The sequence below is a fragment of the Sorangium sp. So ce321 genome, assembly GCF_051530195.1.
Taxonomy (GTDB): domain Bacteria; phylum Myxococcota_A; class Polyangia; order Polyangiales; family Polyangiaceae; genus Sorangium.
Window position 1 is genome coordinate 5,909,439 of the sequence record NZ_CP150329.1, and the last position, 24,897, is coordinate 5,934,335.

General features: G+C 70.9%; 20 protein-coding genes. 14 read left to right on the forward strand and 6 right to left on the reverse strand.

What is annotated here, in order from left to right:
- The first annotated feature begins 59 nt into the window (after positions 1 to 59).
- Together WME89_RS21685 and galE are read left to right on the forward strand one after the other, a co-directional pair.
- A complete protein-coding gene (locus tag WME89_RS21685) occupies positions 60 to 2,471 on the forward strand; it encodes a peptide ABC transporter substrate-binding protein (RefSeq protein ID WP_438011027.1) in 2,412 nt (803 codons plus the stop codon).
- 166 nt (positions 2,472 to 2,637) lie between these two features.
- The gene (gene galE, locus WME89_RS21690) at positions 2,638 to 3,654 is read left to right on the forward strand and encodes a UDP-glucose 4-epimerase GalE (RefSeq protein ID WP_438011028.1); all 1,017 of its coding nucleotides are present in this window, start codon (positions 2,638 to 2,640) and stop codon (positions 3,652 to 3,654) included.
- Between the two features lie 16 nt (positions 3,655 to 3,670).
- Here galE and WME89_RS21695 read toward each other — a convergent pair whose 3' ends face one another.
- Positions 3,671 to 4,690, reverse strand: a complete 1,020-nt coding sequence (locus WME89_RS21695) for a hypothetical protein (protein WP_438011029.1) — start codon at positions 4,688 to 4,690, stop codon at positions 3,671 to 3,673.
- Between the two features lie 116 nt (positions 4,691 to 4,806).
- On the opposite strand from WME89_RS21695, the gene WME89_RS21700 reads away from it, so the two are divergent.
- From WME89_RS21700 to WME89_RS21730, 7 genes are all read left to right on the forward strand, one after another.
- Complete coding sequence (locus WME89_RS21700) at positions 4,807 to 5,436, forward strand: TetR/AcrR family transcriptional regulator (protein ID WP_438011030.1); 630 nt, start codon at positions 4,807 to 4,809, stop codon at positions 5,434 to 5,436.
- 289 nt (positions 5,437 to 5,725) lie between these two features.
- Positions 5,726 to 8,092 carry a peptide ABC transporter substrate-binding protein gene (locus WME89_RS21705; RefSeq protein ID WP_438011031.1) on the forward strand — a complete coding sequence of 789 codons (2,367 nt, stop codon included), beginning with the start codon at positions 5,726 to 5,728 and terminating at the stop codon, positions 8,090 to 8,092.
- Between the two features lie 72 nt (positions 8,093 to 8,164).
- The gene (locus WME89_RS21710) at positions 8,165 to 10,645 is read left to right on the forward strand and encodes a type VI secretion system Vgr family protein (RefSeq protein ID WP_438011032.1); all 2,481 of its coding nucleotides are present in this window, start codon (positions 8,165 to 8,167) and stop codon (positions 10,643 to 10,645) included.
- 7 nt (positions 10,646 to 10,652) lie between these two features.
- The gene (locus tag WME89_RS21715) at positions 10,653 to 11,660 is read left to right on the forward strand and encodes a DUF2169 domain-containing protein (protein WP_438011033.1); all 1,008 of its coding nucleotides are present in this window, start codon (positions 10,653 to 10,655) and stop codon (positions 11,658 to 11,660) included.
- 11 nt (positions 11,661 to 11,671) lie between these two features.
- The gene (locus tag WME89_RS21720; protein WP_438011034.1) at positions 11,672 to 12,409 is read left to right on the forward strand and encodes a hypothetical protein; all 738 of its coding nucleotides are present in this window, start codon (positions 11,672 to 11,674) and stop codon (positions 12,407 to 12,409) included.
- A gap of 9 nt (positions 12,410 to 12,418) precedes the next feature.
- Complete coding sequence (locus WME89_RS21725; RefSeq protein ID WP_438011035.1) at positions 12,419 to 13,594, forward strand: DUF2169 family type VI secretion system accessory protein; 1,176 nt, start codon at positions 12,419 to 12,421, stop codon at positions 13,592 to 13,594.
- A gap of 140 nt (positions 13,595 to 13,734) precedes the next feature.
- Positions 13,735 to 14,541, forward strand: coding sequence for a hypothetical protein (locus WME89_RS21730; RefSeq protein WP_438011036.1), 807 nt, complete (start codon positions 13,735 to 13,737; stop codon positions 14,539 to 14,541).
- Positions 14,542 to 14,576: 35 nt separating this feature from the next.
- On the opposite strand, the gene WME89_RS21735 is transcribed toward WME89_RS21730, so the two are convergent.
- The 4 genes from WME89_RS21735 to WME89_RS21750 all read right to left on the reverse strand — a co-directional run bounded on the left by WME89_RS21735 (position 14,577) and on the right by WME89_RS21750 (position 17,795).
- On the reverse strand, positions 14,577 to 15,008 hold the full coding sequence (locus WME89_RS21735) for a hypothetical protein (RefSeq protein ID WP_438011037.1): 432 nt from the start codon (positions 15,006 to 15,008) through the stop codon (positions 14,577 to 14,579).
- Between the two features lie 190 nt (positions 15,009 to 15,198).
- Positions 15,199 to 15,795, reverse strand: a complete 597-nt coding sequence (locus tag WME89_RS21740) for a hypothetical protein (RefSeq protein ID WP_438011038.1) — start codon at positions 15,793 to 15,795, stop codon at positions 15,199 to 15,201.
- Positions 15,792 to 16,598: a hypothetical protein gene (locus tag WME89_RS21745; RefSeq protein WP_438011039.1), complete on the reverse strand. Its 807-nt coding sequence runs from the start codon at positions 16,596 to 16,598 to the stop codon at positions 15,792 to 15,794. Before WME89_RS21745 ends, WME89_RS21740 begins: the two co-directional genes overlap by 4 nt.
- Positions 16,599 to 16,826: 228 nt before the next feature.
- Positions 16,827 to 17,795 (reverse strand): GlxA family transcriptional regulator, encoded by a 969-nt coding sequence (locus tag WME89_RS21750; protein WP_438011040.1) that lies wholly within the window; start codon positions 17,793 to 17,795, stop codon positions 16,827 to 16,829.
- A 214-nt stretch (positions 17,796 to 18,009) separates the two neighbouring features.
- Between WME89_RS21750 and WME89_RS21755 the strand changes: the two genes are divergently transcribed.
- The 5 genes from WME89_RS21755 to WME89_RS21775 all read left to right on the forward strand — a co-directional run bounded on the left by WME89_RS21755 (position 18,010) and on the right by WME89_RS21775 (position 23,967).
- A complete protein-coding gene (locus WME89_RS21755) occupies positions 18,010 to 18,378 on the forward strand; it encodes a hypothetical protein (RefSeq protein WP_438011041.1) in 369 nt (122 codons plus the stop codon).
- Complete coding sequence (locus WME89_RS21760; RefSeq protein WP_438011042.1) at positions 18,375 to 18,683, forward strand: DUF3817 domain-containing protein; 309 nt, start codon at positions 18,375 to 18,377, stop codon at positions 18,681 to 18,683. Before WME89_RS21755 ends, WME89_RS21760 begins: the two co-directional genes overlap by 4 nt.
- Before the next feature lie 49 nt (positions 18,684 to 18,732).
- Positions 18,733 to 19,476: a DJ-1/PfpI family protein gene (locus tag WME89_RS21765; protein WP_438011043.1), complete on the forward strand. Its 744-nt coding sequence runs from the start codon at positions 18,733 to 18,735 to the stop codon at positions 19,474 to 19,476.
- A gap of 667 nt (positions 19,477 to 20,143) precedes the next feature.
- Positions 20,144 to 21,451 carry a group II intron reverse transcriptase/maturase gene (gene ltrA, locus WME89_RS21770; protein WP_438008563.1) on the forward strand — a complete coding sequence of 436 codons (1,308 nt, stop codon included), beginning with the start codon at positions 20,144 to 20,146 and terminating at the stop codon, positions 21,449 to 21,451.
- Positions 21,452 to 21,573: 122 nt separating this feature from the next.
- A complete protein-coding gene (locus WME89_RS21775; protein ID WP_438011044.1) occupies positions 21,574 to 23,967 on the forward strand; it encodes a glycoside hydrolase family 31 protein in 2,394 nt (797 codons plus the stop codon).
- A 24-nt stretch (positions 23,968 to 23,991) separates the two neighbouring features.
- Here the strand turns inward: WME89_RS21775 and WME89_RS21780 are convergent, their stop codons facing one another.
- Positions 23,992 to 24,879 (reverse strand): LysR family transcriptional regulator, encoded by an 888-nt coding sequence (locus WME89_RS21780; RefSeq protein ID WP_438011045.1) that lies wholly within the window; start codon positions 24,877 to 24,879, stop codon positions 23,992 to 23,994.
- Positions 24,880 to 24,897: the final 18 nt, after the last annotated feature.

The following is a 24,897-nucleotide window of genomic DNA, read 5'->3' on the forward strand; positions in this document are numbered from 1 at the left end:
CCCGCAGCCCGGGCGGCCACGGTCTTTCGGCCCCTCTGGCGCCGTGCTACCCCGGTCGTATGCGACGGGCTCCGGGGCGACGAGGTGCCGGTGGCGAGGGGGGTGGCGGGAGCGCCGGCAGGGCGGCGCGCGGCGCCTTCGCGGTGCTCGGCCTCCTCGCCTTCTCGTTCTCGCTCGCGGCGTGCAGCGAGGGCGACGAGGGCGGTTATGCCGGGACGACCACGCGCGTCGGCAAGGACGCGACGACGCTCTACATCAACAACGGCACCGAGCCGGAGTACCTCGATCCCGGCAAATCGAACGACTCGGCGAGCTCCACGCTGATCCAGCAGCTCTTCGAGGGGCTGACGACCTACCGCGCCGGCGACCTTCGCCCGGTGCAGGGGGTGGCGACGCGGTGGGAGCAGAGCGACGACAACCGGATCTTCCGGTTCCACCTGCGTCCCGAGGCGCGCTGGTCGGACGGCAAGCCGGTGACGGCGCACGACTTCGAGTACGCGTGGAAGCGGGTGCTGCGGCCGTCCACGACCTCGCTCGCCGCGACGAACCTGTACGTCCTGAAGAACGGCGAGCTGTTCAGCCTCGGCAAGCTCAAGGCGCTGCGCGAGGCCGCGCCGCTCCGCGCGGCCCCTCGGCCCGACGCGCCGTCCGCGCTCGAGCTGCCCAAGGGGTCGTTCGTGGTGGTGCTGGCGCGCTCGCCGATCCAGGTGGACTCCACGATCGCGCCGCTCGCGGCGCTGCCCGAGGGCGCCGCCGCGGTGACGTTCACGAAGGGCGAGGGGAAGGGCGGCGGCGACGTCGAAGATCGGCTGTCGTTCGGCGCTGCCGCCGTCGGCCCCGCGCCCGGCGGCGGCTGGCAGGGCGCTCTGGTCGACATCGTCCGCGCCGGCCCGCCGTGCCAGTGCAACGGCGCCGCCGATCGCTGGTTCGAGCTCGACCGGGGCGGCGCGCGCGGCTTCCTCCCGGGCTGTCTGCTCAAGCCGGCCGTGGACGGCGCGCGCGCGGGCGCCGCGCCCCGATCCGAGACGTACGCGCTCGTCGCGCCGCACACGAGCCTGCCCACGTACGACGCCGCGGCGGCGCCGGCGCCCCCGCAGGGCGAGCCCCCGGTGGGCTTCGTGCCCGACGCGCTCCTCGCGGAGGACGATAGCGCCGTCGGTGTCCGGGCCAGGGACGACCTCACCCTCGACGTGGAGCTCGATCAGCCCACGCCCTACTTCACCGATCTGACGAGCTACGTGACGCTCTTCCCGGTGCGCAAGGACGTCATCGAGGCGTTCGAGCGGCGCGGCGAGCCCGAGCTCTGGTTCCGCCCCGAGAACATCGTCGTCAACGGCCCCTACACGCTCGATGAGTGGAAGTTCCGTTACGAGATCACGATGAAGCGGAATCCGAGCTACTGGAGCCGCGACAAGCTGAAGATCCACCGCGTCGTCTGGCTGGAGATCGAGCAGTACAACGCCGCGATGAACATCTACAAGGCGGGAGATCTCGACTACATGGGCGACAACGCCTCGCTCCCCGCCGAGCACATGACCTGGCTGTCGGCCAAGAAGGACTTCCGGCGCTTCCCGTACCTGTCCACGTACTGGTTCGAGTTCAACACGCGGAAGCCGCCGGTCGACGACGTCCGCGTCCGCTGGGCGCTGAACCTCGCGGTCGACAAGCAGCAGATCGTCGACAAGATCGCGCGGGCGGGGCAGACGCCGGCCACGCACTACGTCCCGGACTACACCGGCTCTGGCTATGACGAGACGGTGGCCGACGAGCGGAAGCGCGGCGTCGATCCGTTCTCGTCGCCGGACGTCGCGTTCAACCCCGAGCGCGCCCGCGCGCTGCTCGCCGAGGCAGGCTACGAGGTCGTCCGGGAGGGCGACGGATTCCGGGCGAAGAACTTCCCCGCGCTCGAGATCCTCTACAACACGAGCGAGGGTCACAAGCAGATCGCCGTCGCCGTGCAGGACATGTGGAAGCGTCACCTCGGCGTCTCCGCCACGCTGCGGAACGAGGAATGGAAGGTGATGCTCAAGAACGTGCGCGACGGCCATTTCCAGGTCGTGCGGTTCGGCTGGATCGGCGAGTACAACCACCCGGCGACGTGGCTCAACACGCTCCTCTCGTACAGCCCGCAGAACCGGACCAACTGGGCCGACAAGGAGTACGACGACCTGATGCGCGCCGCGGCGGCGACGGCCGATCCGGAGGAGAGCATCCTGATGTTCCGCAAGGCGGAGCAGCGGGCGGTCGACGGTATGCCCAAGCTGCCGCTCTACTTCTACACGAAGTCCACGCTCGTGAAGCCGTGGGTCAAGGGGTTCATCGGCAACGCGCGCAGCGTGCAGCTCGTGAAATGGCTCTGGATCGACCCGGGCTGGCGCGACAACGCGTCGAACGAGACAGCGTTTCCGCCGCTCGAGTTCCCGCCGCCGGGGCGGCTCGGTCCGGCGGTGGGCGGGGCGAACGCGCCGTGAGCGCGGCGCCCGGGCGCGACAGCGACGCTGCGCCCGCCGGCCTCGACCCTGACTCGAGTGCTCCAGTCCAGGCCGCGCGTGGTAGGGAGAAGTCCCCATTGACGCGCTGGCCTGCGCCATGGCCTCATCGACGAGAGCGCAGCAAGGACCATCGCGGGAGAGAGACATGAGCAAGACGATCCTGGTCACCGGAGGCGCGGGCTACATCGGCTCGCACACGTGCGTGGAGCTGCTCCACGCGGGCTACCAGGTGGTCATCCTCGACAACCTCTGCAACAGCCGCAAGGCGGCCGTCGAGCGCGTGGAGCGGATCACCGGCAAGCAGGTGACGTTCATCCAGGGCGACATCCGCGACGCGGCGCTGCTCGATCGGCTGCTCGCCGAGCACCCGATCGACGCGACGATCCACTTCGCCGGGCTGAAGGCCGTCGGCGAGTCGGTCGAGAAGCCGCTCGCGTACTACGAGAACAACGTCGCCGGGACCGTGTGCCTGCTCAAGGCGCTCGACGCCCGGGGGTCGCGGAGGCTCGTTTTCAGCTCGTCGGCCACCGTGTACGGCGATCCGGAGCGCGTGCCGATCGACGAGGGGAGCCGCCTCGGGCCGGCGAACCCGTACGGGCAGTCGAAGCTCATGGTGGAGTACATCCTGCGCGACGTGGCGGCGACCGGGGGCTGGTCGCTCGCGTCCCTGCGCTACTTCAACCCGGTGGGCGCCCACGAGAGCGGGCTCATCGGCGAGGACCCGAGCGGCATCCCGAACAACCTGACGCCGTTCATCACGCAGGTGCTGGTGGGGCGGCGCGACAAGCTCCGCGTGTTCGGGGGCGACTGGCCGACGCCGGACGGCACCGGCGTGCGCGACTACATCCACGTGGTCGACCTCGCGCTGGGCCACCTCGCCGCGCTGAAGCGCATCTTCTCGGTCGGCGACAGCTTCACCGTCAACCTCGGCACCGGGCGGGGGAACTCCGTGCTGGAGGTGGTGGCCGCGTTCGAGAAGGTCAGCGGCAAGCGGATCCCCCACGAGATCGTCGCCCGGCGCCCCGGGGACGTCGCCTCGGTGTACGCGGACCCGACGCGGGCCACGGAGCTCCTCGGCTGGCGCGCGGAGCGCGACATCGAGACCATGTGCCGCGACAGCTGGCGCTGGCAGGAGCAGAACCCGAAGGGCTTCGCCGACTAGCTCCGCCCGCCGCGCGTCAGAGGCGCTGGTCTGTGCGGCGGACGCGCGCGCCGAGCTCCTCGAGCCGCGCGATGACGCGCGCTGGGTCGAGCACGCTCTCCGGGTTGTAGAGCCCCGGGCCGACGGGGGGACCGCCCGCGAGCCCCAGCAAGCGCTCCGTCGCGATCGCGGCGCCGTACGCGCTGAGGCGCGCGAGGCCGTCCGTATCGACGATGTCGTAGCGCAGCCGCGCGCCCGCGCCGTCGTGGCGCCGCCCCGACACCTCGACGACGAGCTCCGTCACGTGACCCGCGCCGCCCGTCGCGGCGTCGCGCGTCGCGATGTCGACGCGGATCTCTCGCGCGTCGGTCGCCGCCGCGAGGCTCACCACGTCGGGGAGCGGCATGGCGCGGCCAACGCGCTCCACGCCCTCGGCGTCCACGAAGCGCCGTGTCGCCGCGTCGCCGAGCAACCAGGTCCATTTCCCGCCCTGGAGCACGAGCGGAGCCTGCCCGCTCTGCGCCTCTCGCTCGAAAGCGGCCTGCAATGCGGGGCCCCCGCGATCGTCCGCGTCGACCACGCAGCCGAGCGCGATCGCGTCGACGCGCTGGAGCTCCTGCGCGAGGTGGAGCGCCGCCAGCGTCGCCGCGCCGCCGAAGGCGTGGCCCAGCATGAGGATGGGAGCGCGCGTCGGTCGCGCGATGTAATGGGCGACCACGGGGCCGATCTCCGCGACGGAGTCCGAGAAGGCGACGTGGGGCACGCCGTCCGCCTGCGCGCGCTTCACTGCGTTCGACGCCTCGTCCTTGACGAGCGCGACGACGGCGCTGAACGACGCGCCTCGCTCGAGGCCGAGGTCGTCGCGGCCGACGTCGGCGACCGTCGCTGTCGTCGGGCCGCCGACCTCCGCGGCGACCTCGGACGCCCTGCGCGCGTCGCGTCCGGCGATCGCGATCGGCAGGTCCGGCTGCAGGCGTCGTAGCGCCTTTGCTGCGCGCGCGCCGACCTGGCCGTAGCCGCCGATCAAGAGCACGGGTGACATCGTTCGTGTGGCCATCTGGATGGACTCCTCCCGCCGAGCGCGCGGGCGCGCCTGGGGCGTGTTTGGCGTCAACCTACCTTTAGTAACTTGCCTTTGGTACTATGTACCCGCTCGTGGTAGCGTCAAGGCGAATGGCGAAGTCGAGCGCCACACAATCCGCGGCCCGGCCGAGGAGCGACGCCGCTCGCAAGCGCCTGTCAAAGGCGGAGCGCCGCGAGCAGCTGCTCGGGACGGCCGAGCAGATCGTGCGCGAGGAGGGCACCGACGCGCTGACGCTCGGCCACGTCGCCGAGCGCGCGGGCGTCAGCAAGCCGATCGCGTACGAGCACTTCGAGACGCGGTCCGGGCTCCTCATCGCCCTCGCGCGTCAGATCGACGACCGCCAGGTCGCGGCGCTGCTCGAGGCGCTGAAGCGGACGCGCCAGCGCCTCGAGGACGTCGCGCGCGTCGTCAGCGCCGCGTACATGCATTGCTGCGCGACGGTCGGGCCTCAGTGGCACGCGATCCTCGCGGCGCTGAAGGGCGACGAGCAGATGGACGCCGTCGAGCAGGAGCTCCTCGACAGGTACGTGACGATCTATGCGGACGCGCTCGCGCCGTTCGCCCACCTCTCGAAGCGCGATCTGCACCTCCGCTGCGTCGCGATCATCGGCGCTGCCGAGGCGCTCGCCGCCGACATGTTCCGCGGCCGCACCGACGAGCCCGCTGCCGCGAAGGCGCTCGAGTCGCTGATCGTGCAGTGGCTCTCGAACGGCGGCTGAGCGGCGCGGCCTGCGAGCCAAGCATCGCGAGGGTTCGGCGCCACGGAACAGTCCCGCCAGGGATTCCTGACCGGCGATGCTAGCTCGGCCTGGCGCGGTGCTCGGCCGCGCCTGCGATCCGGACAACAAGCCGCCGGCAGCGCCAGGGCCGCCGAGAGCGCCAGGAGAACCCAGAATTTTATTCTTGGCGTCCTCGGCGCTCCTGGCGGTTAATCTCTCTCTTCTGAGCGCCGCTCCGGAGCACCGGAGCCGAGAGAGGATCGGGGGCGCGCGAGCGCAAGGAACAGAGATGAGGTCGGTTTCGCTCGTCCTTGCCAGCCTGCGCCCTCGTGGCCTCCTCCGTGCGACCCTCTCGCTCCCGCTCGCGCTGCTCGCGGCCTGCTCCAGCGACAGCGAGGAGTACGTCGGGACGACGACGCGCGCCGTCAAGGACGTCGCGACCTTCTACGTCAACAACGGTGAAGAGCCGGAGTACCTCGATCCCGGCAAGGCCGTCGACTCGGTGAGCATCACGCTGCTCCAGCAGATGTTCGAGGGGCTGACCACCTACGGCGCGGGCGATCTCCACCCCGTGCAGGGGGTGGCGACGCGGTGGGAGCAGAGCGACGACAACCGGGTCTTCCGGTTCCACCTGCGCGCCGAGGCGCGCTGGTCGGACGGCAAGCCGGTGACGGCGCACGACTTCGAGTACGCGTGGAAGCGGGTGCTGCGGCCGTCCACGGCCTCGCTCGCCGCGACGAACCTGTATGTCCTGAAGAACGGCGAGCTGTTCAGCCACGGCAAGCTCAAGGCGCTGCGCGAGGCCGCGGCGCTGCGCAGCGCCCCGCGCCCCGACGCGCCGGCCGCGCTGTCCTTGCCGCGGGGCGCGTTCGTCGTCGTGCTCGGCCAGTCGCCCGCCCGGGTCGTCTCGGCGGTGACGCCCCTCGCGGCGCCGCCCCCCGGGGTCGCCTCGGTGACCTACAGCGAGCCCGACGAGAAGACAGGCGCCGGCGAGCGGCTCGCCTTCGACGCGGCCGGCGCGACCCCACCGCCCGCCCCGCGCGACGGCGCCCCCGACGGCGGGTGGCGGGGCGCCGAGGTCGCCCTCCTCGCGGCCGGCCCGCCGGTCGCCTGCAACGGCGCGGCCGACCGCTGGTTCGAGGTCGAGGGCCCCCGGGGCCGCGGCTTCCTGCCCGGCTGCCTGCTCGCGCCGCCCGAGTCGCCCGCGCCGGCGGCGGCCGCGTACGCGCTCGTCGCGCCCCACGCGAGCCTCCCGACGTACGACCCCGCCGCGCTGCGCGCCGCGCCGCAGCCCGCCGCCGTGACCGGGTTCGTGGCCGCGTCGGAGCTCGTCGAGGACGACACGGCCGTCGGCGTGCGGGCCGTCGACGACCTGACGCTCGACGTGGAGCTCGAGCAGCCCACGCCGTACTTCACCGACCTCACGAGCTTCGTCACCCTGCTGCCGGTGCGCCGCGACGTCATCGAGCCCTTCGAGGCGCGGGGCGAGCCGGAGCTCTGGTTCCGCGCCGAGAACATCGTGGTCAACGGGCCCTACACGCTCGACGAGTGGAAGTTCCGTTACGAGATCACGATGAAGCGGAACCCGGCGTACTGGGCCCGTGACGCGCTCAGGATCCACCGGATCGTGTGGATGGAGATCGCCCAGTACAACGCCACGATGCAGCTCTACCGGGCGGGGGATCTCGATTACCTGGGCGACAACTCCGAGCTCCCCTACGAGCACCTCGCCTGGCTGTCCGGCAAGAAGGATCTCCGGCGGAGCGAGTACCTCTCCACCGTGTATTACGAGGTCAATACCAGGAAGCCGCCGCTCGACGACCCGCGCGTCCGGTGGGCGCTGAACCTCGCGATAGACAAGCGAGAGCTCGTCGACAAGGTCACGCGGGTGGGCACGCCGGCGACGCACTACGTGCCCGACATCACCGGATCCGGCTACGCCGAGCAGGTGGCGGAGGACAGGAGGCGCGGCGCAGATCCGTTCTCGCGCCCCGAGGTCGGCCACGACCCCGCGCGCGCTCGCGCGCTGCTCGCCGAGGCCGGCTACGAGGTCGTCTCCGACGGAGGCGAGCTCCGCGCGAAGGGCTTTCCCCCGCTCGAGGTCCTCTACAACACGGGGGAGGGGCACGGGCAGGTCGCCGTGGCCATCCAGGACATGTGGAAGCGCCACCTCGGGGTCTCCGCGTCGCTGCGGAACGAGGAGTGGCGGGTGATGCTCAAGGACCTCCGCGACGGCAATTTCCAGGTGATCCGCCTGGCCTGGTACGCCGACTACAACCATCCGCAGACGTGGCTCGGGACGTTCCTCTCGTACAACCCTCAGAACCGGAGCGGGTGGGCAGATGCCGAGTTCGACGAGGCGGTGCGCAGGGCCGCGTCGATCGCCGACCAGAGGGAGAGCATCCGGCTCTACCGGGAGGCCGAGCGGCGGGCGCTCGACGGGATGTGCAGGATCCCGCTCTATTTCGAGGAGAAGCCGACGCTGGTGAAGCCGTGGGTGAGGGGATACAGCCCGAACGCGCGCAACACGCAGCTGATCAAGTGGCTCTGGATCGACCCCGAATGGCAGCACCGGCCGCCGGGAGAGCCCCCGCCGGCCCTGGAGCTGCCGCCGCCGGGGCGGCTCGGAGGGGGCCAGGCCGCGCCACATAATTGACCTCCCTCGACGTCGCGGTGGTACACAGGTGCATGCGTGCCGCGGGCGCGCGTGGGGTAGCCGAGAGACCACATGGGCCAGGGCCAGCTCGAGGGACAGGGACGGGGGCGACAAGCGGACTACGTGCTCGGGACGCCGGAGGGATGGGGTGCGTTCAGGGTGATCCGCTGGCATGGAATCGAGGAGATCTCACAGCCGTTTCGCTATGATATAACGCTGCTCCGCGCCGCCGAAGACGGGCCGGTCGACCTCGACCGGCTGCTCGACGCGGGCGCCACGTTCCGCATCGCGACGCAGGATCGCTGGCGATCGATCCACGGCATCCTGGCCGAGGTCGAGGAGCTCGAGCGCACCTCGACCGCCTTTCTCTACCGTGTCCTGCTCGTCCCGCATATCTGGCGCGCTCGCCACAGGACGCGCTGCCGCAACTTCGTCGACCGGACCCTCCGGGACATCCTCTTCACGGTGCTCGAGAACCGTTCTCCCAGGTATCCAGAAGGCTACGGTGGGCTGAAGTACCTGGAGGGATCGGTCGCGCCGTCGGATCCGGAACCCAGCTTCGGCGAATTCGTGCCGCCGAACGCCTTCTATCACTGGATGGTGGCCGATCCGTCGCGGGTCGACGACGTGAAGGTGAGCCCTTACGTCGTTCAGTACAACGAGAGCGACTTCGACTTCATGTCGAGGCTGCTCGAGATGGAGGGCCTGTCGTACTACTTCGAGCACGTGCAGCGCGGTCTCGTCCTCCTGATCACGGACATGCCGGGGCAGCACGCGCTCTTCCCCAGGGACCGGGAGTATGTGCTCCGAGGTCTCGGTGAGGGTGGACAGGCAGGCAACCAGGAGGTCGTGCACGCGCTGCGCGACGCGCGCAGGCTCAAGTCGCGGGCGGTGACGCTCCGGGACCATGACTACCACCGGAATCGCTCGCTCGAAGGGAGCGTCTGGGCGGCCGACAGCGAGACCTCCGACGAGCTCTGGCATTTCGAGTTTCCGGCTGGGGACGAGCTCCTGCACAAGGATGTAGGGGCGCACCGCGCGCGCGTCCGGCTCGAGCGCTACGACGTCGAGCGCCAGCTCCGGGAGGGGACGAGCGCGGTGCGCACCATGGAACCGGGCCGCATCTTCAGGCTCCGCGACCAGGCCGGGCTGCATCCCGCGCAGGAGCTGCTCGCCGTGCGCACCGAGACCTGGGCGACAGAGCTCACGTTGCCGGGCACGATCCTCGACACCGAGCGGTTCGGCTTCGGCGGCTCGGTCGCCCCGCAGCGCGCGGGGTTCGAGGGCCGGTTCTGGGCCCTGTCTTCCGGGACGCCGTTCCGGCCGGCGATGAGCACCCCCCGGCCGCGCATCCACGGCGTGCAGACCGCGGTGGTGACCGCAGAGGAGCATGAGGGCGCCGGCGGCGAGGAGCGCCCGGTGATCAACGTCGATCCGCTCGCCCGCGTGCGCGTCCGGTTCCCGTGGGATCAGCGCGCCGACGGGTACGACAGGACGCCGAGCTCGGACTGGATCCGCGTCTCTCAGCAGTGGGCGGGCGCCGGCTATGGAGCGCTCTACACGCCACGCGTCGGTCACGAGGTCCTCGTTGCCTACCTGCAAGGCGATCCCGATCGGCCGGTCATCGTGGGGCGGGTCTACAACGGACAGAACAAGCCACCTTATGATCCGCAGGTCGATCCGACCAAGAGCACGCTGAAGAGCCAGAGCGCCTCTGCCAGCAAGGAGGTCGACGGCTTCAACGAGATACGGTTCGAGGATCGCGCGAAGAAGGAAGAGATCTACCTGCACGCGCAGCGCGACTTCAACGAGGTCGTGCGCGCATCCCACGCGACGACGGTCGGCGGCAAGCAGTCGAACTCCGTCGCGCAGGATCAGTCCAACACCGTGAAGGGCGACCGGACGCACGACGTCACCGGCACCGAGTCCGTGCACGTCCAGGGCGACCGCACGACCTTGTTCGACGCCGACGAGCGCCACGAGGTGGGCGGGCACCTCGAGGCGAAGATCGGCGCCAACGAGGCCCGCGACATCGGCGGCTTCCGGCGGACGGGCGTCGGCGCCAACGACGATCTGACCGTGGCAGGGTGGCACAACGTCAAGGTCGGCGGCGGTGAGACCTGCACGGTGGATGGAAAGCGCGACGTGTTCGTCGGCGGCAACCAGACTCACCGCGTCGGGGCCAATGCCGAGTCGACCGCCAATGGTCATCACGCATTCACATCCATGAACGCGTACTTCCATCTGTCCGGAGACTTCCAGGCGAACTCGAGCTCGGCGGGGTTTCACCAGCGCAGCTCGTACTCCGTGGATGCACCCGAGATCACGCTCAACGCGGGTGGGTGCAAGCTCACGATGAGCGCAGGCCTGCTCGTGCTCGATAACGGCGCCGGCGCGGTGGTGGCCCTCGCGGGCGGGGTCGTGGCGGTGAGCTCCGGCACGGTCGTCACCATGGCGAGCGGCACGGTCATGACCGGCGCCGGCGGCGAGATGAGCCTGACCGCCGGGGCGACGATGAACGCGACCGCGACGGCGATCAAGCTCAACGGTTGAGCCGCGGATGTTCCTCCGGAACCGGACATCGCTTGGGGCCTCGCTCGCGCGGGCCCACCTCTCCGAGCGGGCCGCGATCGCCGCGATCGTCGTGGAGTCGCGCTTTCGCCTCTCGGGTGAGCGGCTCGTGCCTTGCGAGGAGCGGCCGCCGCCGCTGGCGACCGACCCACCGGACATCTCGCGCGTCGCGCCGTGGTCCGGCGTCTCCGTCACTGCCGCGGGCGACGTCTACGGCCCGCGCGCTGCGCCGTTCGTCAGCGTCGCGGAGCTCGTCGTGGGCGCCGTGACGCGACGGCTGGCCATCTTCGGCGAGCGCCGGTGGCAGCGCACCCTCACCGGCGAGCTCGAGCCGTCAGCACCGGCGCCCTTCGAGCGCCTCGCCCTGTCGTTCTCGCGCGCCTTCGGGGGGTCGCTCGAGGTGCCGCCGGGCCTCTTCCCTGGAACGGACCTCCCGTACCCTGGAGGCCGCATCGGTTATGCCTTGAACGACGCTGGCGTGGGCTTCTATCTGGACAAGGACACGGCAGAGGGCGGCTTGTTGCCCAGCTTCGAGCTGGCGGACCACGCGATCACGCGCTGGGACGACCGTCCGGAGCCCGGATGCTTCGTGCCGTGCCCGGACCTGGTCGGGCTGCGGATCGCGCCGCTCGCCGCGGCAGCCCCTGGGCCCGGCGGCGCCGAGCTCGGCGAGGAGGCGAAGGTGAGCCAGGCGGTCGCGCTCTCCTTCCTGGCGGCGCACCACGCGCCGGGATACCTCATCTTCGACGATGTCCCGGCCGGGACTCCGGTGCGCCTGCACGGGGTCGGGCGGCGGGCGATGCGCTTCGACGTGCCGCCGCCTCCGGCGCGCGTGACCTTGCGCCGGGGCCGCGCCGAGGAGCAGGTCGGGGCGGCGCTCCGCAGCTTGCACGTGGACGCCGACCAGGAGACGGTGGCGTGCGTTTATGGCCATGCGTTTCGCTATGAGATGGACCGAGCGCCGTCCTGGGTGATGGTGGACGCCGCTTCCTCGTGAGGTAGATTCGAATGCCGGCGAACTTCTACAACAACAAGGCGGCGATGGTGGGGGTTGACCGCCATCCGGCTCGGGTCGTCCTCGCCCAGATAGACATTGTCTTCGGCAGGAAGCTCCCATGGATCTACGCCGTGGCCGTGCCGTTCTGGTGGCCGGGCGGCGACGAGGGCAAGCGGACGAGCACGGTGACGGCTGACGGCGAGAAGATGATCCGCGAGACCTTCTTTATCAGCAAGGTGCCCCACGTCCCGGCGCCAGGTCCGTTCCATCCTACACAGGCGCTCACGAACGCGAGCATCATCAAGAACTCGAAGACGCGGCCGTTTCTGGCTGCATCGCGGGTCACCTCCGAAGGTGAGCCGCTGGCGATCTGCCTCGCCGGTCCGGTCGGGTTCGACATGAACTGCCAGGAGGTCGACGGCGGCAAGCCGGAGGCGCTGAACGGGCTCGTGATCTCCGGATGCACGGTGATGACGCAGCCCACCGTCAAAGATTTCGTGTTTCGGATCTTCGACGAGTTCATCAAGGAGTGGCTGGCGGAGAAGGTCGTGAGCCTCCTGGATCTGGTGCTCAAGTACTTCAAGATAGGCGCCATCCCGCGCGCGATAGTGAGCTGGGTCGCCAAGAAGGTGGTGCCCAAGCTCATCGACTGGGCGGAGGACGTCGCGAAGGACGTGTGGGACCAGATCGAGCGAGCGAGCGACAGGTATCGACGGAAAGCGCGGCAGTCGCCGGTGCTCACGAGCTGAACGGCAGCGATGACGCGGACCTCGCTGGTATATTCCTATCGGGGACTGGACGGCCGCAGCTACCTGAGCCTCGTCACCAAGCGCAGGTACACGTTCAGGCATCAGGCGCGAGCGGAGGCGTCCGCCGAGCCTGTCGCCGTGCAAGAGGCGCCTGTGATCGAGCCGGCGGCGAACGGCGCCGGGGGCAAGCTGGTCCATGACACCGAGCTCATCGCAGGCGTGAAACCGGCGACCGACGTGCTCCTCGTCGGTAGCGCGCGCTCGCACCGCGGGCCCGTGCCATCGCTGTCGGTAGCGCTGAAGGTAGGACCCACCGCGAAGGTCGCACAGGTCTGGGGAGACCGTCAGATCATCCTCGGGAAGCAAGGTAAGCCGAGATTTTCCGAGCCGGATCCATTCACGGAGATGCCGCTCGTCTGGGAGCGCGCGTACGGCGGGCGCGATTCCTACGCGGAGTCCAAGGAGACGGCCGCCTCCACGGCGACTGAGCGGGGGACTTCGCCTGAGGTGGACGAGGGCTTCGGCATGCTGAGCTACCCGCGCAACCCGTTCGGACGCGGATTCTACATCGACGTCGACCGAGAGCGCATCGACGGGGCGCTCGCGCCGAACCTGGAGGATCCGAGCGACCCGGTGGACCCGGCGCGGTCGCTCGTCGCCGAGTACCTGAGCTGGATTGACTGTCCCGTGGCGGCAGCCTTCGGTCCAATCGATCTGTTCACATTCCCTCGCTCGCTCTTCTTCATTCCCGCCCTGTACAGCGACCCCGCACGGCCGATTCACGAGGTGACGAGCGGCGCGCTCGCGCAGATTGATCTCGAGCGGGCGGAGACGTTCGACGGCCACCCGCACCCGCGCTCGTTCAATTGCGCGCCGGCCGGGCTCGCCGCGCACCGCCTGTACGGAGCGGAGCGCGTTCAGCTATGGAACCTCCACCCGCGGCACGAGCTGCTCGAGTTCGATCTACCGGACGATCGGCCGCACCTGCTCGTGGAGCCTCCAGGGGTCGCTGTGCGGGAGCTCGAGCCGCTGCTTCAGACGGTCCTCATCGAGCCGGATCTCGACCGCGTCACGCTCACGTGGGCTGGGGCGCTCGAAGTGGCGTCGCCCTATCCCGGAGAGATGACGGAGCGGATGCGCCACGCCGTCGTCTGGAGCCGTTCGATGCGAGCACAGGAGCCGTAATGAATCTGCCTGACGTCGCTGGTTACGCGATGCTTGCCTCGGTCCCGCTCGCATACACTGTCAAAGGGCTATGGCGGCAAAGGAGATCCAGGTCGCTGAGCGACGCCCTCTGCCGTCGTCTTCAGTGCAAGGCGCTGCCGGTGAAGTTCTGGTGGGGGGCAACCCGGCTCGTGCTGGAAGAGCCGCGCTTCTGCGGCGTCATGCAGATCTCTGCCGAGCGCTTCCGGGTGCGTCTCAGCGGAGCGGCAAGCCACGCGACGCCGATCGTGTTCCTGATCTCGCGAGGGCACGAGGCGGCGCTCCTGCGCTCCTCTTCGACGCCCATCGTTCGTTGTGGCAGCGCGGCCTTCATGGAAAAATTCGATGTTCATGCCCCCTCTCGCTCGTCGGCGGAGCTGGCTTTCCCGTCAAGCGTTCAAGGAGCTGTCGAGCGCCTCGCCGCGGCGCTCGGCGTCACGCCGGAGCCCGAGTCGATGACGCCTCTGGAGTCCATCGTGGTCGAGCTGCTCGAGAGCGACAAGGAACGTCAGAAGCGCACGAAGAAGCTGACTGACTTCTTTCAGCTCGGAATGTGGGGCAACCACGTCAGCCTGGATATCTCGACCTCGACACGCGTGACTCCCGACCACATCGCCCAGCTCGCCGCGCTCCTCAAGGCGTTCGTCATCGCCGCGTCGCGGCTCGAACATGAGTTTGATCGTGATGTCTGCCGGTACTGCTACGACGTGACGGAAGCGTCTCCGAAGCGCACGTGCGGCCGCTGCGGCGCAGCATACCACGAGAGGTGCCTGGTTAACCCGCAGTGGTGCCCGGTGTGGGGCTGCGGCGACCGACAGGAACAGATCCGGGAAATCTGCGCAGCCTACGGCTGGGAGCACCCCTCGGGCTATTACAAGTGGTGGCTCGGCTCACCCGGCCGCGAGCTCCCCGAGGCGCCGAAGGATTGAGTCCGCGGGGCGTCCGGGCGGCGGCCCGGCGCCCGTCAGCGCTCGAGGATCTGTGCTGCCCACCGTCCGAGCAGCGGCAGCGGCCGCGCGCGCCCCCGCATCGCCGCGATCCCCATCCAGGCTGTTACCAGGAACTGGAGCCCCATGACGAGCACCAGCGCGACGACCAGGATCACGCCTGCGACGGCGCTGGCCGTGCTGTCCAACCGGCTCGTCATGAGACCGAGGTAAGCCCCGAACACGAGGCCGAGCGCAATGGCGGTGGCCGGGACCATCGCCAGGTTCAGGAGCACGGCCTGCACCGCGTGGAACGCCACGAGCCGCGAGTGGTGGCGTTTCCAGGCGTACAGCGCCGCCGGGCCCACGACCCACAGCCCGACCAGCGTCGACAGGTACGCCGCGCCAGCCAGCATCCGCTCTTCCTGACTCCCGACTTCCTCGGTCCTCATGCTGGTCGATGTGCTCATCCAGCCTATGTTTTACACGTATCCGAGGACGGATCGACGTCTGCCCTGCGGGCGGCATGAACCCGACGGTCAGCGCGCTCTGTCCCGTGTTCTGTCCCGTGTTCTGCCGCCTGTTCTGGAGCCCGGGGCGGGGACGGGCGCGCGAGCTGCCGCGCGCCCCGCGAGCAGGTCGTCCGCTCGTCCGCTGCGTTCACGTCTCCTCGGGCCCCCGCGCGATCGCCGACCACGGGAACGGCGCCGGCGCAGGGTCGTCGTTCAGCCCGATGCGCTCACCGTCGAGCGCGATCTTCCGCATCGCGCGCACCGCGGCGCCCTCGCGGCTCGCCTGCAGCTCCAGCTTCGCCGCCTCCAGGCGCTCGTCGCCCTCGACGTGCACGTGGTGGTCGCCGAGGACGCGCTCGCGCAGGGAGCCCCCCACCTCGATCGAGGCGTCGCCCCGCGCTTCCACGCTGATCTCTTCAGCGGACAGGTGAAGCCGGCGCGAGGCCGAGAGCTCGAGCACCGCTCCGGAGAACGACAGGACCGGCCCGGCGTCGGTCACCTCGATACGCAGGACCACATCGCCGCTCCGGCCGCGGATCTCCAGGCGATCGCGGTCGTGCTCGGACGCGATCGCGTAGCGTCGGCCCGACACCATGGATACCGCAGCCGAGGCGACGGGACACTCCACCGCGCCGAGGACGCCCTCGGCCTGCGCTTCGCTCTGCGCGGGCGGCCCCTCCGGCGCGGCATCGGCTCCGGACGACGGCGCACGCGCGCTCTCCCCACCGGTCGCTCCGCGCTTCATGGCGCCTGCCGCAGCACGAGAGCACGGTACCTCGCGCAGAGGTCTCGCCACTCCGCGAGCGCCTCGGGCTGGGCCTCGAAGCGCGCCCTCCACTCGTCATCGATCGCGCGGCGCGACGCCTCGTCTGCGACGTCGTACTTCCGCAGGATGTCCGCCGTCCTGTCAGGCGCGACGGAGAGCTCTGCGCAGAGCGCGGCGTAGGTCTGCAGGGAGACGCGCGGCGCCCTGGGCTGCGCCGGGGCGACGCCGGGCTTGCTGGCGAACGGCAACACGGCCTCGACGTGCGCCGTCAGGCTCATGCCGAGGGGCATGGTCTCTCCGCGCGTCGGGTCGTGCGCCACCGGAGCCTGGCCCGGCGCCGAGACGCTCGCCACGACCCTCGACGGCGACGTGCTCTTGAAGGGGAGCGCCGAGGCAGCTGCGCGCAGGTGCGAAGGGACCTCGACGCTCGGCGAGGTGCCGAGCAGCGCGCTGGGGGGCGACGCGACGGTGGCCTTGCCGCCCGGGGCGGGGGACACAGGCTGGGCCGCCGCGGCGGGGCGCCTGCGCTGCGCGAGCTCGGTGGCGCACCTGCCGCCGTGCCGCTGTGCCCGGTCCAGGCGCCCTGCCGCGATGTCCTGCGCCAGCGCGAGGCTCCAGTGCATGTCGCACCGGCTCCAGTCCACGGGATCGACATCTGCCTCGGCGAGCAGGTCGAGGCGCGCGTCCACGTCGCGCTCGAGCAGGCGAGCGGAGAGCTCGCTCCACGCCTCGAAGTCGAGGGGGACATGAACGGCGCCGGGCATCTTCGCGGGGATATCCATCGCTCTCCAGAGGGCTGCTCGCGGGCGTCCTTCGTCTTGTACACCATCCATCGCCCCACGCGCGATCGAGCGCCCCCTGACCGCGAAGGGAGCGCCCGTCCCAGGGCCCGCCCCGGCGTGGAGCAAGCACGCTGAGCCCCGGCGCCGCGCGCCGCCGCCTTGGGCGCAAAGCAGCCGCCCGAGCGAGGCCGGCGCGCGTGCTCGTGCGGCGGGGGCGCTCGCACGGAGTCAGCCGCGGCGCCCGCCTTCCGGTCGCCTGCGGCTCCGAAACGCCCTCCGGTAGGCCTGCGGGCTGGTGCCCGCCACGCGGTGGAAGTGCTGGCGGAACGCGGCCACCGAGCCGAAGCCCACGTCCGTCGCTACCCGTTCCACCGATCGCGCTGTCGTCTCCAGCAGGAGCTGCGCCCTGCGCACGCGGGCTCGCAGCAGCCACTGCAGCGGGGTTATGCCCGTCTGTTCCTTGAAGTGGCGGCTCAGCGAGCGGACGCTCATCGCCGCCTGCCGCGCGATGTCGTCGAGCGCGATCTCCTTGCGCAGGTTCTCCTCGATCCAGTCGAGGACACGGCGCAGCGAGCTGCCGTCGGCGGTGGGCGGCGCGTGCACGATGAACTGGGCCTGCCCGCCGTCGCGCTCGAGAGGCACCACCGAGAGGCGCGCCGCCTCCGCCGCGACGGCCGCCCCGTGGTCGAGCCGGACCATGTGCAGGCAGAGGTCGAAGCCAGCCGCCGCGCCCGCGGACGTCAGCAGCTGCCCGCAGTCCACGTAAAGGACGCTCGGATCGACCTCGACGAGCGGAAACCGCCGCGCGAGCTCCCCGGCGGCGAGCCAGTGCGTCGTCGCCCTCCGCCCGTCCAGGAGCCCGGTCGCGGCCAGCAGGAACGCGCCGCTGCAGATCGAGGCGATGCGGGCCCCGGCGTCCGCCGCCCTCCGCACGGCGCGGAGCAGCCGCTCCGGTACGGGGCGGCTGATGTCGGCGACCCCTGGGAGGATCACCGTGTCAGCCCTGCGGAGCTCCTCGAGCCCGTGATGGACCCGGATGCGAAACGACCCAGCGTCGACCTCCTTCGCGGCGCCGCACACGCGGACCTCGTAGCCAGGGCGTCCGCTCGGGAGCCGCACGCGCCCGAACACCTCGTTCGGGATCGACAGATCGAAGGCCACGACATCGTCGAAGGCGGCGATGGCGACGCGGTGCATGGCCGGATTATGCATGCAGGCCACGATCGCGCCAGGCCAGCTCACGCGACGAGGAGCGGGCATTCCGGCTCCGGGATGGCGTTCGAGCCGGCTGGCCAGAAGCTGGCGATCTTTGTCGTTTTGGCCGCTCGCGGGGCCGCGGCGCGCGTGCGATGACATCGTCCGTGGCCAGGCGGGAACACGGGGCTTCGGCGGCCGGCCCCCAAGGTGCGAGATGACGGTGTATCAGCTGGTACTGACGGTGAAATTCCTCGGCGCGATGGGGTACGCCGGCGGGCTCATCGCGAGCTTCGTCGCGGCGGAGCCTCTCGAACGGAAGCGCGCCGTGCACAGCATCGCCTCTCCGAGCCTGCTCGCGACGTGGTGCGCCGGGTACGCCCTGGCCGCCCTCGGTGGTCTTCGGTTGTTCGAGCTGTGGGTGGTCGGCGGGCTCGCCCTCTCCGTCGGCTCCAACGTCGTCCTCGTCTACTGCGTCTCGCGCGGCAAGCGGGGTACTCTGGCGTTCTCCTGCGCGGCGCTCCCGCTCGCCTGCGTCGTCGGGCTCATGGTCTTCAAGCCGACGTGGTCGCAGGTGCTAAAGTGACCTCGCTGCGCTCCTTGCGCCTGGCGAGCCTCGTCGAAGGAGCATCCCTGCTGCTCCTCCTGCTGGTCGCCATGCCGCTGAAGTACGGCCTCGGCCTGGCGGTCGCGGTGCGCGTCGCCGGGACCATTCACGGCCTGCTCTTCCTCGTGCTGCTCTCGGTCGCTTCTCGGGCGTATTTCGAGCGCGCGATCCCGGCGCCGCGCTTGCTCCGCGTGCTCGGCCTGTCGCTCGTCCCGCTCGGGTTCCTCGCAGCCGAGCGGCTGCTGCGACGCGACGCCGACGGAGACCACTCCACTTCTGACTGACCGCGGTCACACCGCGACTCACGACAACATGGATGCGAAAGGGGTCAACATGGAAACGAGCGAGTTGTTCACGGGCCAGCGGCTCGAGGTCGGCATGGTGCTGTATCCGGGGTTCACGATGCTGGACCTGATCGGCCCACAGGCGGTCCTCGCGCTGCACAGCAACAGTCATTTCATCTCCAGCACGCTGGCTCCGGTGCCGTCCGACGGCGGCGGGGCGCTGGTCCCGACCGTGACCTTCGCCGACGCGCCCAGAGATCTGGACATCCTGTTCGTCCCGGGTGGGTTCGGCTCCAACGCCGCCATGAAGGACCCCGAGATCCTGGCGTTTCTGGCCGATCGCGCGAGGACAGCGAAGTTCATCACCTCGGTCTGCTCTGGCTCCCTCGTCCTGGGCGCCGCGGGGCTCCTCGAGGGGTACCGCGCGGCGACCCACTGGGTCCTCTACGACGCGCTCGCCGCCCTCGGCGGGATCACCCCGGTCCGGGAGCGCGTCGTGGTCGATCGCAACCGCGTGACCGCCGGCGGCGTCACGGCCGGCGTCGATTTCGGCCATACGCTGCTGGCGCAGGTGCGAGGCGAGCACCTCGCGCGCCTGACCCAGCTCATGATCGAGTACGATCCGGAGCCGCCGTTCGACTCGGGGAGCCCCGACCGAGCCGGGCCCGAGCTGACGGCCCAGGCGACCACGCTCTTTCACGGCCTCGCGACCGAAGCCCTGACGATCGCGCGGGCTCATCATGAAAAGCGGGTCAGGAGCCCGCGGATCGTGGAGACCGTCAACACCGTATAACAGCCATCCGCCTCGCAGGAGGCGCGCCCCTGTCTTGGCGGTGGCGGCCGGGCCCAGCTAGAGTCGAGGCATGGTGCGCCGTGACGAGCTCGATCCCGGGCCCCGTTCGCGGGACAGGGGAGCGATCTCAGGCTGCACGTCTCCAGCGGGTGCGAGTCCCGCCCGGGTAAGCGCCGGAGCGCCCGGTAGCAGGCCCCAGGCTGACGGGGGAGACCCCTCGGTCCGAGCGGGGCGTCGAAAGCCTCTACGGAGGGAGCAAGAACGCGGGCCGCAACATCAAGTGAAGCCTGCCGCCTCGACAGACAAACAACGAAGGAGCCGAGCCGCGCATGCCACGGCGAAGGCCACGTCCGTCGCGCCGCAGTCCGGAGCAGAACGCGCGACGGGTCCCTCCGGGGTAGAGGGCGCAGCACGCGTTCAAGGAGAGGTGCGGAACACGGGAGGCCCGTCTGCGTCGCCGTCGTCGCGGCAAGGTGGCTCGTATAAGCCGAAGGTGAAATCGAGCGCTGCGCAGCGGGAGTCCGAGGGGGCCGTAGTACCGTTGATGACCGCGACGAACAACGCGGTCGGAGGGAGAGGCCCCTGCGGTGGTCGCGTCGGTCGAGGAGGTAAGCGCGAGGGCATGGCCGGCAGGACCGGCTCCAACCACCCCCGTGGGCGCGAGCCCATGGACAAAGTGCGACAACTCCAACGCCGGCTGTGGGTCGCGGCCAAGCGGCATCCGGGGCGCCGGTTCCACGCGTTGTATGACCGCATCGCGAGGGGTGACGTCCTCGCGGAAGCGTGGAAGCGGGTGAAGCGGAACCGAGGTGCGGCGGGTGTCGATGCTCAGACGCTCGCCGATATCGAGCAGCACGGCGTGGAGCGCTTCCTCGAAGAGCTTGGCGTCACGCTGCGAGCAGGTACGTACCGGCCGGCAGCGGTGCTGCGCCGGTACATCCCGAAGGCCGATGGGAAGAAGCGGCCGCTAGGCATTCCGACGATCCGGGACCGGGTGGTGCAGATGGCGGCGAAGCTGGTGCTGGAGCCGATCTTCGAGGCGGACTTTCGCCCGAGCTCGTACGGCTTCCGGCCTCGCCGCAGCGCGACGCAGGCGCTGGAGACCCTCCGCAAGCTGGGAGCTCGCAGAGGCAACCACGTCCTGGACGCGGACATCCGCGACTACTTCGGGAGCATCGACCACGACAAGCTAATGAAGCTGGTCGAGCGACGCGTCTCGGATCGGCGGGTGCTCAAGCTGCTGCGGCAGTGGCTCCGGTGCGGGGTGATGGAAGAGGGGCGGGAGGTAGCGACGCTCTCGGGGACACCGCAGGGCGGCGTGATCTCTCCACTGCTCTCGAACATCTTCCTGCACGTGCTCGATGTGGCGTGGGAGCGCCATGGTGCCCATCTGGGCACGCTGGTGCGCTACGCGGACGACTTCGTGGTCATGTGCGCCACGAGGTCGGCGTGCGAGCAGGCCGAGAGGCGCGTACGCGAGGTGCTCGCGCGGCTCGGGCTGGAGCTACACCCGGATAAGACGAGGCGGGTGGATCTCTCCTTGGGCAAGGAGGGCTTCGACTTCCTCGGCTGCCACCTGCGCAAGCGCATGAGCGGACCGATCTGGGAGCAGTCACGCCGGCGCGTGTACTTCCTCCAGCGCTGGCCCTCTCAGCGCAGCATGAATCGGGTGCGGCAGCGCGTGAAGGAGCTGACCGGTCGAGCCAGAAACGGGGTGAAGGACGTGCGGGTGCTGATCCGCGCTCTGAACCCGGTGCTGCGCGGCTGGGGCAACTACTTCCGCACCGGGAACGCGACGAGCAAGTTCAACCAGATCGACAGCTACGTGTGGCGGCGGCTCCGCGACTTCCTCAAGAAGCGCAAGGGGCGCAACCTGCGCGCGCGTGAGGTCGAAGGTTGGACATGCGACTTCTTCGTCGAAGGTCACGGGCTCCATCGCCTGCGCGGGACCGTCCAGTACCCGGAGGCTGCGTAATGCAGCGGCCCGAGAGACCACCGGTAAGCCGTGTGCGGGAAATCCGCACGCACGGTTTGAAAGGGGGTCTTGCCCTTCATCGCCCGGTTTCACGACCGGGCAGGAGAAAGTAGGATCTACCAATGCACCTCTCCGACGCCACGATCGGCGCGACTCACGTGCTCCTCTGGGGCGCCCGCGCCGCCGTCGAGATCCGCTGTCCAGGTCCCGGCGTGCTGCGCGTGCGCCACGCCCCCTCGTCCGCCGTGACGGGCTTCACGCACCCCGAGCTGCCGCAGAAGCGCTCCTTCGCCGTGGTGGCCGAAGGCGCCCTGCCGCTCTCCGCGCGCCGCGAGGGGGACACCCTCCACGTCAGCGCCGAGGGCGCCTCTCTCGAGGTCTCGCTCGCCTCGGGCACATGGACCTTCAGCGATGGACAGGGCCGCACCCTCGCGCGCTGCGACGGGGTCTCCGGGGAGGTGCGGCCTGCCTTTCCCGTCGACGAGCTCCGCTCGCGGCTCTCGCTCGAGGCGCCGGCGGACGAGGCCTACCTCGGCTTCGGCGAGAAGGTCGGTCCGCTCGACAAGCGCGGCCTCCGATTCACGTTCTGGAACACCGACGCTTTCCCGCCGCACGTGGAGTCTGACCCGCTCTACGCCTCGATCCCCTTCTTCGTGGCGCTGCGCGGCGGGGTGGCCTGGGGCTTCTTCCTCGATGAGCCGTGGCGCTCGGAGGTCGATATAGCGCTCAGCGACCCGGGCCGCGTCGCGTGGGAGTCGCGGGGGCCCGAGCTCGACGTCTACCTCATGGCCGGCCCGCACCCGGCCGACGTCCTGCGGCGCTACGCCGGCGTCACGGGGCGCCCGGCGATGCCGCCCCTCTGGAGCCTCGGCGCCCACCAGTCGCGCTGGGGCTACGAGACAGCGGACGACGTGCGCAACGTCGTCCGCGGCTATCGATCGCGCGGGCTGCCCCTCGACGTGGTCCACCTCGACATCGATTACATGGACGCTTACCGGGTGTGGACCTGGGACCGCTCGCGCTTCCCGGATCCCGCGGGGCTCGCGCGCGAGCTCGCGGCCGAGGGCGTCAAGCTGGTGACGATCGTCGACCCCGGGATCAAGGCCGACGAGGGCTATGCCGTCTACGAGGAGGCGCGCGCGCGCGACTACCTCGTCCGGCTGTCTCGCGGCGGCGTGCTCGTCGGCGAGGTGTGGCCCGACCCGGCGGTCTTCCCGGACCTCACGCGCGAGGAGGTGCAGCGCTGGTGGGGCGATCTGCAGAAACCGTTCGTCGACGCGGGCGTCGCCGGCATCTGGAACGACATGAACGAGCCGGCGTGCTTCTCCGTCCAGCCCGACCGGGGCCTGCCGGCGCCGAACGGCGGGCGCACCTCGGGCCTCGGCACGATCGAGGGCGGCACGCTCCCGTACGACGCGCGCCACGGCGCCCGGCGCCACCTCGAGGTCCACAACGTCTACGGGCTCGGCATGTCGCGGGCCGCTCACGAGGGGCTCGCGCGCCACGCGCCCGCGCGGCGGCCGTTCGTCCTCACGCGCGCCGCCTTCGCCGGCATCCAGCGCTACGCCGCCGTGTGGACCGGCGATTTCGCCAGCAACTTCACGCACCTGGAGGCGTCGATCCCGATGCTGCTCGGCCTCGGCCTCTCGGGCGTGCCGTTCGTCGGCGCGGACATCCCCGGCTTCGTCGGCCGCGCGAACGGCGAGCTGCTCGTGCGCTGGATGCAGGCCGGGCTGTTCTATCCGCTGATGCGCAACCACGCGGCCCGGGGCAGGCCGGCGCAGGAGCCGTGGCGCTTCGGCGAGTCGTACCTCGAGCTCGCGCGCGCGCTGCTCGAGCGGCGCTACCGGCTCCTGCCGGCCCTGTACACGCTGATGCACGAGGCGGCGGAGACGGGCCTGCCGGTCCTGCGGCCGCTGTCCTTCGCGGCTCCGGACGACCCCGAGGCGCTCCGCGCCTACGATCAGCTCCTCTTCGGCGACGACCTGCTCGTCGCGCCGGTGGTGCGGCCGGGGCAGTCGAAGCGGCTCGCGTACCTGCCCGCGGGCGCGTGGCTGGACTTCGCGAACCTGGAGCGCGCGGGCAAGGTCGAGGAGGGCGGGCGCCACGTGATCGCCGACGCGCCGCTCGCGGTCGTCCCCGTGTGGCTGCGCGCCGGGGGCGCGGTGGCGCTCACCGCGCCGCGGATGCACACGACGACGGCGCGCTGGGAGGAGATCACCTGGCACGTGCACGCGGCCGCGGCGGTGCGCGGCCGCCTCTACGAGGACGAGGGCGACGGCCACGGCGCCTCGCGCCTCACGCAGCTCTCGGGCGGCCTCGACGGCGGCACGTTCACGCTCGAGCGCTGCGCGAAGGGCGAGCTGCCGCCCGCGCGCCAGGTGGAGACGATCCGCGTCCACGGCGTCCCGGCGCCGCGCTCCGTCGTCGGGGCGCGGTCGCACCGCGTGCTGGACGGGGTGGTCGAGGTCGAGGTCGAGGCCGACTGGCAGCGGATCGAGCTGCGGGCGTCCTGACGGCCGGCGGCGCGGCCGGCGCGGTCAGCCGTGCTTCAGCACCCAGTCGAGCGCGAGGCGCACGCGCGAGGGGAGCAGCCGCCGTGACGGGTACACGGCGAAGAGCTCGCGCGGCTCGACCGTGCGCCCCGTCACGGTGAGCTCGACGAGCGCCTCGCCCTGCTGCGCGATGACCTCGCGGGGCGCGCAGACGACGCCCAGCCCCTGCGCCGCCGCGGCGATGGCCACCCGCGGATCGTTCACGCAGCACTGCGCGCGCGGCCGGACCTCCTCGACGGAGCCGTCCCGCCGGCGCAGGCGCCAGGCGCCGCCCGGCTGGCTCAGGACGGCGGGCACCGACCCGAGCGACGCGCGGGCGAGCCGGGTGCGGCCCTTCAGGGCCTCGCGCACGAGGCGCGGCGACGCGGCCAGCCCGTACGGGAGCGACCACAGGCGCCGCGCCACGAGCTCGGCGTCCTGAACGGGCCCCGCGCGGAAGGCGAGGTCGATGCCCTCCTCGACGAGGGAGACGACCGCGTTGGTGAGCGTGAGCTCCACGGTCAGGCGCGGGTGCCGGGCGGCGAAGGAGAACAGCGCCGGCGCGACGCGCTGCGCTCCCGTCATGACGGGCGCGGTCACCCGGAGCCTGCCCGCGGGCTCTTCCTCGCGGTCCGCGGCCCGGTCGAGCACCGACCCGAGCTCGTCGAGCAGCGGCCCGGCGCGCTCGAGCAGCCGCGCGCCCTCGCCCGTGAGGCCGACGCGGCGCGAGGTGCGCTGGAGCAGCCGCACGCCCAGCGCCTCCTCCAGCTGCGCCACCCGGCGGCTCACCGTGCTCGTGGGCACCCCCGTGCGCCGCGCCGCCTCCACGAAGCTCAGGTGCTGAGCGACGGTCGCGAAGAGCCGCACGTCCTCGAGGGAGATCATCCCGCTCATGGGATGAAGCATGCCACA